Origin of the sequence: Streptomyces sp. NPDC046931 (assembly GCF_040644655.1) — a bacterium.
GTDB lineage: Bacteria > Actinomycetota > Actinomycetes > Streptomycetales > Streptomycetaceae > Streptomyces.
On the sequence record NZ_JBEYWX010000022.1, the window covers coordinates 20,951 to 36,156 of the forward strand.

The following is a 15,206-nucleotide window of genomic DNA, read 5'->3' on the forward strand; positions in this document are numbered from 1 at the left end:
TTCCCTGCTAGTTGGTGATCTTCACGTAGAAGGCGTCGCCGTCGAGGATCCGATTGAGGGTGTACATCCCGTCGAGCCTGCGGCCGCCGGTTTCATTGTCGTCGCCGTCGATGAGGCGGACGGAGAACCGGTTGTCGCCCTTGGTGGATCCTTCCTTGGTGGAGGCGAAGGGGTACTCGTCACACTGGAGGCCCGAGCCTGAGTAGTTACCCCACACCTTCTCGCATTCCTTGATCGAATGCTCGCGGTTGGCCTGTTGCTTGTCCTTGTTGATCAACCGGTGCAGGGGCTCCTTCGCACCGGGGACGGTCTTGCCGGGCCAGGAGGGGAAGGTGCGCTCGGGCCGGTTCTGGGCGTCAAATATATGCAGCGCGCTTTCTTTGACGTCCGGGTCCTTCTGGCTCATCACGATTTCCACCCTGGCCTGGTTGAAGACGGTGCCTTTGTACTTGCCCGCGACCTTTCCCGCGTAGTCATAGCGGACGTTGGAGTGATAGGCGTCGACCCCGCCGGTGTAGGGAGCGGCGCTGGGCGAGCTGGCGGTCAGGTCCAGGAAGACGGTGGAGAGGACGCGCTGTTGGTTGCCCTGGTCGAACAGCGGGCCTTTGTCGGGGGAGGTGTAGGTGAGGCTCCACTGCGGCTTGCGGTCCCAGGCGCCGAGCAGTTCGTCGCGCTCAGTGGTTTCCGGCGGCGTGACTTGGGGGTCGGGGTCGCTGGTTGAGGCGTTGATGCTGTGGCGGAAGTGTTGGCCGACCCGCCATTTCGTGGCGTCCTCGGTGGGGATGGGTTCCACACGGATGTTCTCGATGCTGGTGACAAAGTCGACCCGGCGGGTGCCGTCGTAGGCGAAGCCCAGGGTCCACATGTCGAACCACAAGCGGCCTATGGACGTAGTGCCATGTATGTCGCGCAGGACCAGGTCGTACGGCCGTTTCTGGCAGCTCTCGAAACGGGACTTGATCCAGCCGGCGGCGGACTTGGCCTGGGCCGCGTGGTCAGCACACTGCTGCCGCAGATCTTTCTGCTCGCCCGGGTCGGGGTCGTCGGCAGACCGTCGTACAGCGGCACTCGAGCCGTGTGCGCGAGCGTACTCGGCGAAGGGGATGGGGTGGTCGAGCCCGCGCAGTTCGTCGGCGGGCAGGGATGCGGCGTCCACGAAGGCGCCCGGCCCGGAAGCCGGGTCGGCGTCAGGTGAGGGGTGGGCGGCCGTGGTGGCCGCAGTGAGCAGGATCAGGGCGGCCGCGGCTGCGGCGCCGCGGGCGAAACGTGCCAGTGCTGTACGGGGCTTCACCTGGGGACTCCTTGCGTTGCACACAGGGGCGGAACGAGGGCTGCTCGGGGAGAAGACGCCGATCACGAGGCGTCGCACAGATCGCCCCAGCAGGCATCCAGCAGTGCGCCCGTGCGCGCGGAGTAGCGGGCGGTGAAGCCGTCAAAGCGGTGGCCGGTGTGCTGCAGCCCTGCTGTGGAGTCGGCGGAGGTGACCGTCCAGGCTGCGTCGCCGTCCGCGGCGTGAAGGCGGGCTGCCAGCCCGGCGGGCGCAGCCGGCGGGGTGAGGGTGAGGGTGTCCGCGGGGACGTCGAAGGCGGCTGCGGCCTGGCTGCGGATGTCGGCGTCGGACACGTGCGTGCTGCCCGTGGTGTCGTCGGTAGTGCTGCTGGGCAAGGCTGCCGCGTTGCACACCCGGACGGTGACCACGCAGTCGGCCAGGCCCGGTACGGTGACCAGGCAGCCGCTGGGGTCGTTGTCCAGACAACCCTGAAGGGCCTGCTGGTCCACGCCGTTGAACGTGCCGGGCAGGCCACCGTCGGCGGCCGGGCGGCGGGCGGGAACAGGGTATGCCGCGTTAAGCGGGGTCAGCGCGGCTGCCTGCCGGCGCGGCTTGCTCACTGTCCACTGAGTGAAGTTCGTGCTGTCGGTCAGCTTCGTGGTGAAGCAGCTTGGCGGCTTATGGGCGGTGCCGCAGCCTGGAAGCGTGACGGACTTGGCCGTGTTACGGGTGGCCACCTGCTTCCACGCCTTGTTCTCGGCCATGAACTGCATGCGGTTCGCGATCGAGGGGACGTTGATGTACCGGGAGCCGGTCACCTCCAGACCTACGTCGACACGGTTCGTGTTACCGCCCACCACCTTGAGCTGGCTTGTCGTGGAGCCGACCTTGTTGAAGTCGTACAGCACGTCCCACTGGTTGCCGTGGTCCTGCCGGACGGTCATATAGGTGTGGTTGCGGTTGTCCGGCTTGGCCGGATTTACGCCAGCAGTGATGGCCTTGGTACGTCCACCACTGGTGGTCAGTTCCGACCAGCGCGGACCATAGGTGTGCGCGGTCTTGCCCGTCTTTTGCGCGTACAGGCCTATCTCTATGTTGGCGGCCAGCGGGCTGCTCTCGGTGTTCGGAGTGACCCTCAGATAGTTGGACGCCTGCACGGTCGCCGAGGCGGTGTCGACCTGGTCGAAGGTAATGGGCACGTTACGCCAAGTGGCGAAGCCGCCGATCATCGGCTCGCCAGGCTGGCTGCACGTCATGGCCCAAGAGGTGAGGCGGTCGTTGTAAAGGATGCTGCACGCCTCGTTGGGCGGAGCCGCACTGGCTGGCGGCGCAGCGCCGAGAGCGGTCAGTGCGGCAGTCCCGACGCAGGCCAAAGCAAAGAATCTCGCGCGTGAACGCGACAAGGTTCCCCCTAGAAACGATCAATTGTGGCCATCGAGGAACCTACTGCTGCCACATCACCGCTTGTCCGCTAATCGCACGAGTTGGCTCGATGTGTGCGCATGATCCATGTCACTGAGCTCTGTCGCAGGATGCCGTGCGGGGGCGACCTCATGGCGCGTGCCCTGCTGCACCAGTCGTGAGCGGCTCCTGCCGCTGCATCGAGACATCACTCTCGGGCATCACGGGCGCGATGCGCTCAACCAGCAGTTTCGCAGCATCCTTTGCCGCACATGGGAAGAGCGCCGAGCAGTGCCCTCATCGGCCAATAGCACTTCTTGGTTCAGCATGACTGACCAATGCGCGGGCTTCGGCCCACACGGCCCTGCTCTGACCCTCGTGAGCCAACAGATGCCCACCGTCCTTCAGTCGGACCCGCGCGCCAGGCCCGTCCGTGGCGTGCCGACGTGGCAGGCCGGCAAGTCTGTGCGTCATGCTCCCTAGACTCAAGGTCGTTTGCCCGGCCTCGGCTTTTCGCCACCGAAATGGTGTGTGGGCTGTGCGCCCTGGCCTCGGGCGCTGCCTGATGCGCGCCCAGTTCCTCTCACGAAGAGGGGTGTTCCCGTGCCCGAGAAGGTCACCAAGGACAAGGTGCTGTGCTACGTCGTGAGCGATGGAAAGCTGCTGGTTCCGGTGGGTGGCTGCGGAGAATCCCTGTTCCTGACCGTAGTGGAAGACGGCGGTGCGACTGGGGAGGTCGACATACGAGCCGGGGCGCGGTGATCGTCTCTTCCGTCATGAGCCCGAGGCTGTCGCGCTCCATGTAAAGGAGCCGGCCGACGGACACGCCGCGGACTGCCTGCCCTCGGCGTGTCCGTCGGCCGGCCCGCGGATCAGCCGTCCTGGTCCCGGCTGAGGCTGACGCTGAGCAGGGTGTAGACCAACAGGGCGGAGGCCAGGCCGACGGCCCAGCCGTAATCGGCCAGGGGCTTGAGGAACGGGATGACGCCGTCAGCGGGGAAGGGGCCCTGCTTGACGCCCTTGACCACGGTCGAGTACGAACCGCCGACGGCCAGGACACCGCCGATCACGAAAGCGGCCACCGCCGACAGGTTCCAGCCGCCGGTGTACCAGTAACGGCCCCCGGACTGGTACAGCTCTCCCAGCGCCAAGCGGGTACGGCGCACGATCCAGTAGTCGGCGACGAGGATGCCGGCCACGGTGCCGAGCAGGCCGCCTACGAAGCCGAGCCACGTGAAGATGTACACGTGCGGGTTGGCGATCAGCTTCCACGGCATGATCAGGATGCCGACCACGCCGGTGATCAGCGCGCCGGTGCGGAAGCTGACCAGGCGCGGCAGCAAGTTCGACAGGTCGTACGCCGGGGAGACGACATTGGCGGCGATGTTCACCGACAAGGTCGCCACCATCACGATCAACAGCGCCAACAAGGCTCCGACGGTGTTGCTCATCTTCGCGCTCAGTGCGATCGGATCCCAGATCGGCGCCCCGTAGACGGCCTGGGAGCCGGACGTGACCAGCACCGACAGGATCGCGAACAGTGTCATCGTGGTCGGCAGGCCCAGCGTCTGGCCCCACAGTTGGGCGCGCTGGCTGCCGCCGAAGCGAGTGAAGTCCGGGATGTTCAGCGACAGCGTGGACCAGAAGCCGATCATGCCCATCAGAGCGGGGAAGAACACCTTCCAGAACCCGCTCCCCCAGCCCAGGCGCGAGGGCTGGTCCAGCAGCGGACCGAAGCCGCCCGCCTTGGCGGCCATGAACCCCAACAGGGCCAGCGCGCCGACGATCACCAGCGGCGCCGCCCAGTTCTCCACCCTGCGTAGGGTCTCCATGCCGCGGGTGATGATGGCGACCTCAATCAGCCAGAACACCCCGAACGACAGCCACTGGGTCCACGGCGTGCCCGCTATCGGTCCGGCGTTCAGCCAGCCGTGACCGAACAGCTTGCCGGCCAGCAGGAAGATGCCCTCCCCACCGATCCACGTCTGGATGCCGAACCAGCAGCACGCCACCGCCGCCCGCACCATCGCCGGCAGGTTCGCCCCACGCACCCCGAACGACGCCCGCGCGAACACCGGGAACGGAATCCCGTACTTGGTGCCCGCGTGACCAGTCAGCAGCATCGGCACCAGCACGGTCACGTTCGCCAGCGCGATCGTCAGCACCGCCTGCTTCCAGTCCATCCCCAGCGCCACCAGCCCTGAAGCCAGCGTCCACGACGGAATACAATGCGCCATTCCCACCCAAAGGGCGAGATAGTTGTAAGTACCCCAGGTCCGGCGCGCGATCGGGACCGGCACCAGGTCCGCGTTGGCGAAACGCGAATCATCCAGCGCCGCCGGATCGGACAACGCCACTCGGCCGTCCGGGTACACCTGCTGCGCGACGGCCGGATCGGCCAGGGTTCTTCCACTGGGGGACATCAGGACCACCTCGTATCACGAAGGCTCATGTGGAGACGCAGACTCCGGGAAGCTCGACTGATCCCCGGGAGTCCGACGAACGAAGGGCGAGCCGACCAGCCGCGCGAGCAGACGCATCGCCGACGGGGTCGGTCCGCCCCGGCGGCATCAACCGCGCACCGCGGACACACGCTCGCGCGGCCAGTGCGATCGGTGACGAAAGTGCTGGCCAGCACCCTTCAAGGCAGTATGTGTTTCTCTTGCGCGACACACAGCCCGGAGAAGTTGTACGTGGTCCAGGTGCGCCTGTCGACGGGGACCGGCAGCAGGTCCTTGTTGGCGTAGGGACCGCTCGGCGGCGGAGAGCCGGGGGCGAACTCCACGCGGCCGTCGGGACGGGTGACTTGGGCGGACATCGGTATGGCCGAAGGTGCGGTGTCGGTCATGGGCAGACCCATCGTGAGGTGGGGTGGGAAACGCCGTGCGGGTGGCGCCGATGGGGGGTGCGCCCCGGAGGCCGAGGCGACAGGGAGCGCCCTGGCCCCCTTCCCGGGGGAGCGGGAAGGGGACGAGCGGGGCCGGGGGATCAGGAGGCCCCCGGCGGACCGGCGGCTAGCCGTTGACCGCCGGGATGACCTGCGATCCGTAGGCGTCGATGACGGCTTCCTGCGCGTCGTGCATGTCGTAGACGGCGAACTGGTCGACGCCGAGGTCACGCAGCGCGGTGAGCTTCTCGATGTGCTTCTCGACCGGGCCGATGACACAGAACCGGTCGACGATCTCGTCCGGCACGAACTGCGTGTCGGGGTTGCCGCTGCGCCCGTGGTGCGCGTAGTCGTAGCCCTCCCGGGCCTTGATGTAGTCGGTGAGCGCGTCGGGTACGGCGGCCGAGTGCTCGCCGTACTTGGCGACGAGGTCGGCCACGTGGTTGCCGACCATGCCGCCGAACCAGCGGCACTGGTCCCGGGCATGGGCGAGCGCCTCGGGCGAGTCGTCCTCGGTGACGTACGCGGGTGCGGCCACGCAGACCCTGACGTCGGAGGGGTCGCGTCCGGCGGCCGCGGCCGCGTCCTTCACGGCCTTGACCATGTACTCGGTCAGATAGAGATCGGCGAGTTGGAGGATGAATCCGTCGGCCTCCTCCCCGGTCATCTTCAGCGCCTTGGGGCCGTACGCGGCCATCCACACCGGCAGTTCGGCACCGGGCTTGATCCACGGGAACCTGACGACCGTGCCGCCGCCGAGATCGGCCGCCTCGCCGCGGCCCAGCGCCCGGATCACCTTCATGGCCTCGCTGATGCGGGCCAGGGTGTTGGGCTTGCGGCCCGCGACGCGCATCGCGGAGTCGCCGCGGCCGATGCCGCAGATCGTGCGGTTGCCGAACATGTCGTTGAGGGTGGCGAAGGTGGAGGCCGTGACCTCCCAGGTGCGGGTGCCCGGGTTCGTCACCATCGGGCCGACGGTCAGTCTGCTGGTGTTCGCCAGGATCTGGCTGTAGATCACAAACGGTTCCTGCCACAGCACGGCCGAGTCGAAGGTCCAGCCGTAGCGGAAGCCGTTGCGTTCGGCCCTCTTCATCAGGCTGACGACCCGGGAGGCCGGCGGATCGGTCTGCAGGACGAGTCCGAAGTCCATGAGGGCCACTCCTAGTTGAGGTACTGACAGGTGGAGCGGGGGGTGTAGACGCCGTGTCCCGCGTGTCCGGTGAACTCCCGTTCGGTGACGACGGGTTCACCGCGCGACAGGACGGTCTCGACCCGGCCGGTCGTGCGCTTGCCCTCGTAGGCCGAGTAGTCGACGTTCATGTGGTGGGTCTCGGCGGACATGACCTGTTCGGCGTGCGGGTCGTAGATGACGACGTCGGCGTCCGCGCCCGGGGCGATGGTGCCCTTCTTCGGGTAGAGGCCGAACATCCGGGCCGGGGTGGCACAGGCGATCTCGATCCAGCGGCGGCGTGAGATGTGCCCGTCGACGACGGCCTGGTGCAGCAGGTCCATGCGGTTCTCCACGCCCGGCAGACCGTTGGGGATCTTGGAGAAGTCGCCCCGGCCCAGCTCCTTCTGCCCCACGAAGCAGAAGGGGCAGTGGTCGGTGGAGACCACCTGGAGGTCGTTGGTGCGCAGGCCCCTCCACAGGGCCGCCTGGTGCTCCTTGGGCCGCAGGGGCGTCGAGCACACGTACTTGGCGCCCTCGAAGTCCGGCTCGGCGAGGTTGTCGGTGGACAGGAACAGGTACTGGGGACAGGTCTCGCCGAAGACGTTGAGCCCCTCGTCGCGCGCCCGGGCCAGCTCGGCGACCGCTTCCTGCGCCGAGACGTGCACGACGTACAGGGGCGCTCCCGCGACCTGGGCGAGCTTGATGGCGCGATGGGTGGCCTCGGCCTCCAGCAGTGCCTTGCGGACCTCGCCGTGGTACCGGGGGTCGGTCTCGCCGCGGGCCAGCGCCTGCTCGACCAGCACGTCGATCGCGATGCCGTTCTCGGCGTGCATCATGATCAGTCCGCCGTTCTCGGCGGAGCGCTGCATGGCGCGCAGGATCTGTCCGTCGTCGCTGTAGAAGACGCCGGGGTACGCCATGAACTGTTTGAAGGAGGTGACGCCCTCCTCGACCAGCAGGTCCATCTCCTTGAGCGTCTCCTGGTTGACGTCGGAGACGATCATGTGGAAGCCGTAGTCGATGGCGCAGCTGCCCTCGGCCTTGGCGTGCCAGGCGTCCAGGCCCTCCCGCAGGGTGTGACCGACGCTCTGCACCGCGAAGTCGACGATCGTCGTCGTTCCGCCCCAGGCGGCGGCCCGCGTGCCGGTCTCGAAGGTGTCGGAGGCGAAGGTGCCGCCGAACGGCAGCTCCATGTGGGTGTGGGCGTCGACGCCGCCCGGGATCACGTACTTGCCGGTGGCGTCGATGGTCCTCCCCCACCCTTCGGGCGGGGGTGCCCCCATCTCGCTCCGCTCGGCCGTGAAGGCCGCGGCGGCCGGGGTGCCGGACGCGGCGAGGGCGGCGATGCGGCCGTCCTCGATCAGGACGTCGGCGTGGATCTCGTCGGACGCGGTGATGACGAGGCCACCGCGGATGACGGTACGAGTCATGCTCACCCTCCGGGCGTTGACGGCGGTCGTGAAGAGTGCGGGTTGTCTGTGGCGGGTCGCTCCCCCGAGTTCCCGGCTTCGCTCGAACCCGGGGGGACCCCCATCGCGGCGGAGTCGGGTGCCGGACCGCTGCCCCCGCGCCCCCTTCGGGGCGCGGGGGCTCCGCCCGTCACGGAGCTGTCAGCGGCCCGTACGCGCCCGGGGCGCGGTCGCGGTAGAACTGCCAGCGGTCGCGCACCTCCCGCAGCTTCGCCAGGTCGAGGTCGCGCACGACCAGCTCGGTCTCCTTGTCGCTCGCCACCTCGCCGACGAACTGCGCCTCCGGGTCCACGAAGTACGAGGTCCCGTAGAAGTCGTTGTCGCCCAGCTCCTCGACGCCCACCCGGTTGATCGCGCCCACGAAGTACTCGTTGGCGACGGCCGCGGCCGGCTGCTCCAGCTGCCACAGATAGCCGGACAGCCCGCGGGAGGTCGCCGACGGGTTGAACACGATCTCCGCGCCCGCGAGGCCCAGGGCGCGCCAGCCCTCCGGGAAGTGGCGGTCGTAGCAGATGTAGACGCCGATCCGTCCGGCCTTGGTGTCGAAGACGGGCCAGCCGGAGTTGCCGGGGCGGAAGTAGAACTTCTCCCAGAAGCCCTTCACCTGCGGGATGTGGGTCTTGCGGTACTTGCCGAGGTACGAGCCGTCGGCGTCGATCACCGCCGCGGTGTTGTAGAGGACGCCGGGCTGCTCCTCCTCGTACATGGGCAGGACCAGCACGATGCCCAGCTCCTTCGCCAGCGCCTGGAACCGCTTGACGACGGGGCCGTCCGGGATGCGCTCGGCGTACTCGTAGAACGCCGGGTCCTGGACCTGGCAGAAGTACGGTCCGTAGAACAGCTCCTGGAAGCACAGGACCTCGGCGCCTTGCGCGGCCGCGTCGCGGGCCGCCTGCTCGTGGACCTGGATCATCGATTCCTTGTCGCCGGTCCAGGCGGTCTGGAAGACGGCGGCACGGACCACTCTGCTCATCGGGACCTCCGGTCGCTCGGTGTGCGGCGAGCTTAGGAAGCCCGGCGGACCGGTTTGAGTGGCACCGTGTCACGTCTGCGGGTGCACCGCGTTCCACGGTGTCACCCCGGCCCGTCCGCGGCGGTTTCCCGCTGGTTCCCATGGTGTCTCACCCTTGTTGGGCGTCGTGCGCGAGCAACGCGATGTGCACGGAGGCGGCCTGTTCGAAGTCGTCCAGGTCGACCCCGAGGAGGGCCTGGATGGCCTCCAGACGGCGGTAGAGCGCGGGCCTGCTGACATGGTGCAGCTGGGCGGTGCGGGACTTGTTGCGGCCGGTGGCCAGATAGGTCCGCAGCACGGGCAGCAGCTCCTGCTCGGCGTGGCGTCCGCACAGCAGGCCGTCCAGCTCCCGTTCGGCGAAGGACTGCACATGCGGGTCGTCGCGCAACAGCCGGATCAGACCGCGCAGATGGACGTCCTTGAGCCGTACGACGGCCGGCAGGTCCTGGGCGGCCGAGTGGGCGGCGACGGCGTCGGCCACGTGCCGGGCCTCCCGCAGCCCCGCGGGTACGTCCTCCCAGGCGGTGCGCGCGTCGGCCGCCGCGACCACGGTTGCGAGCATGCCGGACTCGGTGCGCAGCCGGGCGGCGAAGTGCGCGGTCAGTGCCTCGGCGTCCTGGTCCCGGGCGAGGCTGAGCAGGATGGCGGTGGCCCCGTCGGCGAGGTCCGCGACGAGTCCGGACAGCCCCAGCAGACGCAGGACGCGGTCGAGTCCGGCCGGTTCGCCGTCGCGTACGACGACGGGGACGAAGGTGCGGCGGTTGACGGGCAGCCCGGCCGCCCGGGCCCGCGGCAGCAGCTGACGGGCCGGGACGACTCCGGAGACGAGGTCGGTCAGCAGGCCCTGCGCGGACTGCTCCTCCCAGGAGTGCGCCGACCCGCCGAGCATGCGGTGCAGTACGAGGGCCTCGGCGGCGCGTTCGGCGAGCAGGCGCCCGATGGGGCTGTCGCCGCGGTAGCCGCACAGCACGATCCTGCCCCAGCGCTCACCCCGCCCGCCCAGTTCGGCGCGGACCCAGCCGTCGCCCTGGCTGCCGCCGGCCTGCCGGGCGATGCGCTCCCAGTCGCGCAGCACGTCGTCGACCGCGGACCGCTCCCCCGCGGTCGCCAGCACCCGGTGGGCGAGGTTGGTGAGGACCACGGGGCAGGCGGCGTGCACGGCGATCTCGTCGAGCAGCCGCTGGAGCGGGGCGCCCGCGGTGATGAGTCCCGTCAGGGCCGTACGGACCGACTCCGACAGACTCACGGCCGCGAACTTGCGCCGCACCAGCCGGGACTGGACCTCCTCGGTCAGCTCGGCGAAGGGGAAGGGCCGGTGCAGGACCACCAGGGGCAGTCCGCAGCGCTCGGCGGCCCGGCGCATCACGTCCGGGGGCGCGGGGAAGGCGCGGCCGAGCCCGAGGACGACGGCCGCGGCCTCCGCGCGGTGCAGGGACCGGATGTACTCGGCCTGCTTGTCGGCGTCGCCGGCGAGCAGCACCCCGGTGGTGAGGACCATCTCGCCGCCGCTGAGCATCACTCCTACGTCGGGTGCCTCGGCGACGTGCACCCAGCGCACCGGCCGGTCGAGGTGCCCGGCGCCGGCCACCACCTCGGGCTCTCCGGCGAGCACCCGGTCCAGGGTGAGGACCTGGCGTACCGACAGGGCTGGTTCCAGGGCGGTGGACATGGCGACGTTCCCTTGCTCAGGTCATCGGCTTGTCGACGAGGAACACCTCATGACGACGCTGTCGACAGCGACGGGGGTCACCGGACGCTTCCGAGGGCGTGCTCGAGGATCGCGGCGCCCTCCTCGGCCTCCGGCACGGTCAGCGTGAGCGGCGGGGCGATGCGCAGGACGCTGGTGTTGTGGCCGCCGCCCTTGCCGATCAGCAGTCCGCCCTCGCGCGCGGCCTCCAGCACGGCGGCCGCGGCCTCCGGGTCGGCCTCGTCCGTGCCGGGCCTGACCAGCTCGACGCCGATCATCAGGCCACGCCCGCGCACCTCCCGGACGACCGGGAGCTGTGCGGTGGCGGCCCTCAGCCGCTCGAGGAGCCGTCCGCCGACCCGGCGCGCGTTGCCCTGGAGGTCGTGCTCCAGCAGGTAGGTGAGGTTGGCGAGGCCCGCGGCCATGGTGATCTGGGTACCGCCGAACGTCGAAATGGAGTTCGCGTCCAGGCAGTTCATGATGTCCGCGCGGGCGACCACCCCGCCGATGGACATGCCGTTGCCGATGCCCTTGGCGAAGGTGAGGAGATCCGGCGGGCCGCTCTGTCCATGGGCCTGCCAGCCCCAGAAGTGGTCACCGGTGCGGCCCCAGCCGGTCTGCACCTCGTCCGCGATCCACAGGGTGCCGTGCTCCTCGAGCACCTCGCGGAAGGCCGCGTACAGCCCGTCCGGCGGCGAGGTGAAGCCGCCCACGCCCTGGATGGGCTCGGCGATCAGCGCGGCGGGCGGCCGGATGTGCCCGAGCAGGTCCTTCAGGTCCTCGACGCAGGCCGCGATGAAGTCGGCGTCGCCGAGGTGGGCGAACGGGCCGCGGGTGCGGACGCCTCCGTGGACGTAGAGGGTTCCCAGCGGTGACAGCGAGGTCGGGGACCAGCCGCGGTTGCCGGTGATGCCGACCGAGCTGAAGGAGCGGCCGTGGTAGCTGTTGCGCATCGCCAGGACCTGGTTGCTGCCCCGGTAGGTGGTCGCCAGCAGCAGCGCGGTGTCGTTGGCCTCGGTGCCGGATGTGGTGAAGAAGACCCGGGCGTCCGGAATGCCGCTCAACTGGGCGATGCGCTCGGCCAGTTCAACCATCGGCCGGTTGAGGTAGAGGGTCGAGCTGTGGATGATCCGCCCGGCCTGCTCGCTCACCGCCTTGGTGACCTCGGGCAGGGCGTGCGCGGTCATGGTGGTGAGGATCCCGCCGAAGAAGTCCAGGTACTTCCTGCCGTCGGCGTCCCAGACATGGCGACCCTCGCCGTGGGTGATCTCCAGGGGGTCCTTGTAGTACAGCGCGAGCCAGTCGGGCAGGACGGCCCGGTGGCGGGCGTACAGCTCGCTCACGGCTTCACCAGTCCTTCGTACGCGTCGGGGCGGCGGTCGCGGTAGAACGCCCACAGCTGCCGCACTTCTTCGATGAGGTCGAAGTCGAGGTCCCGGACGACGAGCTCCTCCTCCTTGTCGCTGGCGAGCTCCCCGACGAACTGCCCGCGGGGGTCGACGAAGTAGCTCGTGCCGTAGAAGTCGTTGTCGCCGTACTCCTCGCGGCCCACGCGGTTGATCGCGGCGATGAAGTACTCGTTGGCGACGGCGGCGGCGGGCTGCTCCAGCTGCCAGAGATAGCCCGACAGGCCGCGCGAGGTGGCGGAGGGGTTGTAGACCAACTGGGCTCCGTTGAGACCGAGTTGCCGCCAGCCCTCCGGGAAGTGGCGGTCGTAGCAGATGTACACGCCGACCTTGCCGACCGCGGTGTCGAAGACGGGCCAGCCGAGGTTGCCCGGCTTGAAGTAGTACTTCTCCCAGAAGCCGTTGACCTGGGGGATGTGGTGCTTGCGGTACTTGCCCAGGTAGGTGCCGTCGGCGTCGATCACGGCGGCGGTGTTGAAGTAGAAGCCGGACTGCTCGATCTCGAAGACGGGGACGACGATCACCATGCCGGTCTCACGGGCCAGTTCCCGCATCCGGGCGACGGTGGGCCCGTCCGGCACGGGCTCGGCCCAGCGATAGTGCTCGGGGTCCTGGACCTGACAGAAGTAGGGGGCGTTGAAGACTTCCTGGAAGCCGATGACCTGCGTGCCCTGCCGGGCCGCCTCGCGGGCGTGCGCCACATGCTTGTCGATCATGGATTCGGTGTCGCCGGTCCAGGTCGCCTGGACCAGTGCGGCGCGTACGACGTGGGCCATGATGCCGCTCCTTTGCCTCAAGTCCCGGTGAGGACGTCAGCGAGCCTCTACGCCCGTAGAAACAGGTGGTAGAGGCTCGAACGTAAGCCTCCGGGGAGGCCTTGCCAAGACCATCGTCGTCAACCCGCGGAGTCGATCATGTTTCGCACCCCTGCGGGTGAAGTGGTCGGATTGTCGACGGGCTGCTCAGACGGTGAATCCGGCGACTCTCAGGGCGTGGACGAGGTCCCAGTGCCGCTCGTCGGAGACGCCCCGGGCAGCCTCGAGGAGCAGCGGCAGGAGCAGCCCTGGATCCGCCTCGACGCTGCGGACCGCTTCTTCGGGCGGACGCATGCGCACATACGCGTCGAGGAGCGCGCGGACCTCACGGTGCCGGCCGTCGGCGTTCAGGCCCAGCACGGCCTCGCCGATCTCGCTCGCGGGCCGTACCGCGCCCTGGCGCAGTATCTGCTCCCCGTCCGCGGTGCGCCCGGCGGCGGTGAGTGCGTCCGCGGCGGCGACGAGGCGGTCGGCGGGCAGCGCGACGGCCTCCCACAGCAGGGTGGCCCAGTCGGCGCCGAGACCCGCGCGGTGCAGTTCTGCGGCGAGCGGGGGGTAACGGGCGGCAGGCCAGTGGGCGGCCTCGGCGAGCAGGGCGTGGGCTTCGCCGCTGCGGCCCTCGGCGCGCAGCCGGATGAGCGCGGCGACGGTCTCCGCGATGATCCGCCGGCCCGCCTGGTCCAGGGACTCCTCCGCGCGCTCTTCACGCACCGCCTCGGGCCCGGTGTGCCCGGCTCCGGCGAACCGGGCGCCGCGCGGGCCCTCGCGGCCGGGGGCGGGCGCGGAGGCGGGCACGGCACCGGCGGGCGCCTCCTGGACGTCCATCATCCCGGCGAACCGGGCACTGCCGCGGGGACGGCGCCTGGAGCGCTGCTTGACGGGGGGCGCGGGGGCGGGGTCCGAGGGGGCGGGGCCCGGCGAGGCAGGGTCGGCGGCGAGGGGCTCCTGGGCGGTGGCTCGGGTGTGGAGGGCGGCCGGGGTGTCGTGGGCGGCGTCGGGGGGCGGCACGACCGGAGCGTGCCGCTGGAGATGGGCCTGCTGCCCGAGCGGGGCGTGCTGCTCGAAGGGACCCTGCTCCTCGAGCGGGGCGCGCTGCTCGAAGGGACCCTGCTCCTCGAGCGGGGCGCGCTGCTCGAAGGGACCCTGCTGCTCGAGCGGGGCGCGCTGCTCGAAGGGACCCTGCTGCTCGAGCGGGGCGTGGGGTGCGGCGGAACCGGCGGCCGGGCGGGCGCCGGGTCGTGCCGCCGTGCCCGGGCCGGCCGTGTCGCCGGGGCGCTCGTCGGCTCCCGGGCGCCAGGCCGGCCCGGGGGCCATTAAGGGCGGCGCGCCCCGCTCCGGCGGGCGCAGGGCACGGTGGTCGAGGGCCGCCATGCGGCGGCGGAGCTCCACACAGCGGGCGGTGGCGCGTTCATGGTCGTCCCGGGCCCAGGCCAGGTCGAGGTGGAGCGACTCGGCGTCCTCCCGGGTCGCGGCCGACTCCAGGCGGCGGACCAGCTCCGCCTGGCGCTCGGCCGCGTAGCGCTGTTCGCGGAGCATCACGTCGAGCCGGTCGACGAGGGCGTCGCGGCCGCCCGGCCGGGCGTCGTACGCCGCGATCGAGGCCCCGTGCAGCGCCCGCGCCCGCTCGGCCTCGTGCGCGGCGCTGGGGGGTCCGTAGGCCGCGGCGAGGTCGTGCAGCAGGGCCTCCACGACGTCCCAGGGAGGCACCTCCCGGCCGTCGAGGCACGCCCGCATGCCGTCGGGATCGCGCTGCCAGAAGACTCCGCACCAGCCGCCGTCCTGGTCGAGCCGCGCCAGCAGCGCGTTCAGGTAGCCCGCGAACTCCCGGATCTGCACCGGGAGTTGTTCCACATCCATCGCCCAGCTCCCACCCGACTGGAGTACTCCGACCCGATAGATAACACCAGTTGTGTTACGGGACGACTACGGGGAGTTTTCGGACCGGACGCAGAGCGCTCCGCGTCCGGACTCGATCCCGGGGAGGGCCGAGGCCGAGATCCCGGCGTCCGCGGCCGGCTCCGCCGCGCCATACCGGCACGCCCTCGGCCCTCACCCGCCAACCGCCCGAGCCGCCGGCATTGTTCGCGT

General features: G+C 70.0%; 11 protein-coding genes and 1 pseudogene. 1 reads left to right on the forward strand and 11 read right to left on the reverse strand.

Annotated elements, in window-relative coordinates; translation table 11 throughout:
- Positions 1-7: 7 nt before the first annotated feature.
- Positions 8-1,291 carry a NucA/NucB deoxyribonuclease domain-containing protein gene (locus tag ABZ876_RS29760; RefSeq protein ID WP_361787722.1) on the reverse strand — a complete coding sequence of 428 codons (1,284 nt, stop codon included), beginning with the start codon at positions 1,289-1,291 and terminating at the stop codon, positions 8-10.
- Between the two features lie 62 nt (positions 1,292-1,353).
- Positions 1,354-2,673, reverse strand: a complete 1,320-nt coding sequence (locus ABZ876_RS29765; RefSeq protein WP_361787724.1) for a hypothetical protein — start codon at positions 2,671-2,673, stop codon at positions 1,354-1,356.
- Positions 2,674-3,274: 601 nt separating this feature from the next.
- On the opposite strand from ABZ876_RS29765, the gene ABZ876_RS29770 reads away from it, so the two are divergent.
- Positions 3,275-3,433 (forward strand): hypothetical protein, encoded by a 159-nt coding sequence (locus tag ABZ876_RS29770; protein WP_361787726.1) that lies wholly within the window; start codon positions 3,275-3,277, stop codon positions 3,431-3,433.
- A 110-nt stretch (positions 3,434-3,543) separates the two neighbouring features.
- Here ABZ876_RS29770 and ABZ876_RS29775 read toward each other — a convergent pair whose 3' ends face one another.
- The 9 genes and pseudogenes from ABZ876_RS29775 to ABZ876_RS29815 all read right to left on the reverse strand — a co-directional run bounded on the left by ABZ876_RS29775 (position 3,544) and on the right by ABZ876_RS29815 (position 14,975).
- Positions 3,544-5,094 (reverse strand): NCS1 family nucleobase:cation symporter-1, encoded by a 1,551-nt coding sequence (locus ABZ876_RS29775; RefSeq protein WP_361787728.1) that lies wholly within the window; start codon positions 5,092-5,094, stop codon positions 3,544-3,546.
- A 257-nt stretch (positions 5,095-5,351) separates the two neighbouring features.
- Positions 5,352-5,519 (reverse strand): annotated as a pseudogene (locus ABZ876_RS29780) (nitrate reductase); the annotation flags it as partial.
- A gap of 166 nt (positions 5,520-5,685) precedes the next feature.
- Positions 5,686-6,708, reverse strand: a complete 1,023-nt coding sequence (locus ABZ876_RS29785) for a TIGR03842 family LLM class F420-dependent oxidoreductase (protein ID WP_361787730.1) — start codon at positions 6,706-6,708, stop codon at positions 5,686-5,688.
- An 11-nt stretch (positions 6,709-6,719) separates the two neighbouring features.
- Positions 6,720-8,159 (reverse strand): dihydropyrimidinase, encoded by a 1,440-nt coding sequence (gene hydA / locus ABZ876_RS29790; RefSeq protein WP_361787732.1) that lies wholly within the window; start codon positions 8,157-8,159, stop codon positions 6,720-6,722.
- A 169-nt stretch (positions 8,160-8,328) separates the two neighbouring features.
- Positions 8,329-9,171: a nitrilase-related carbon-nitrogen hydrolase gene (locus ABZ876_RS29795; protein ID WP_361787734.1), complete on the reverse strand. Its 843-nt coding sequence runs from the start codon at positions 9,169-9,171 to the stop codon at positions 8,329-8,331.
- Positions 9,172-9,319: 148 nt separating this feature from the next.
- Positions 9,320-10,879 (reverse strand): PucR family transcriptional regulator, encoded by a 1,560-nt coding sequence (locus ABZ876_RS29800; RefSeq protein WP_361787736.1) that lies wholly within the window; start codon positions 10,877-10,879, stop codon positions 9,320-9,322.
- 77 nt (positions 10,880-10,956) lie between these two features.
- A complete protein-coding gene (locus ABZ876_RS29805) occupies positions 10,957-12,240 on the reverse strand; it encodes an aspartate aminotransferase family protein (RefSeq protein WP_361787738.1) in 1,284 nt (427 codons plus the stop codon).
- Positions 12,237-13,079 carry a nitrilase-related carbon-nitrogen hydrolase gene (locus tag ABZ876_RS29810; protein WP_361787740.1) on the reverse strand — a complete coding sequence of 281 codons (843 nt, stop codon included), beginning with the start codon at positions 13,077-13,079 and terminating at the stop codon, positions 12,237-12,239. Before ABZ876_RS29810 ends, ABZ876_RS29805 begins: the two co-directional genes overlap by 4 nt.
- Before the next feature lie 186 nt (positions 13,080-13,265).
- Positions 13,266-14,975, reverse strand: coding sequence for a hypothetical protein (locus tag ABZ876_RS29815; RefSeq protein WP_361787742.1), 1,710 nt, complete (start codon positions 14,973-14,975; stop codon positions 13,266-13,268).
- Positions 14,976-15,206 lie beyond the last annotated feature (231 nt).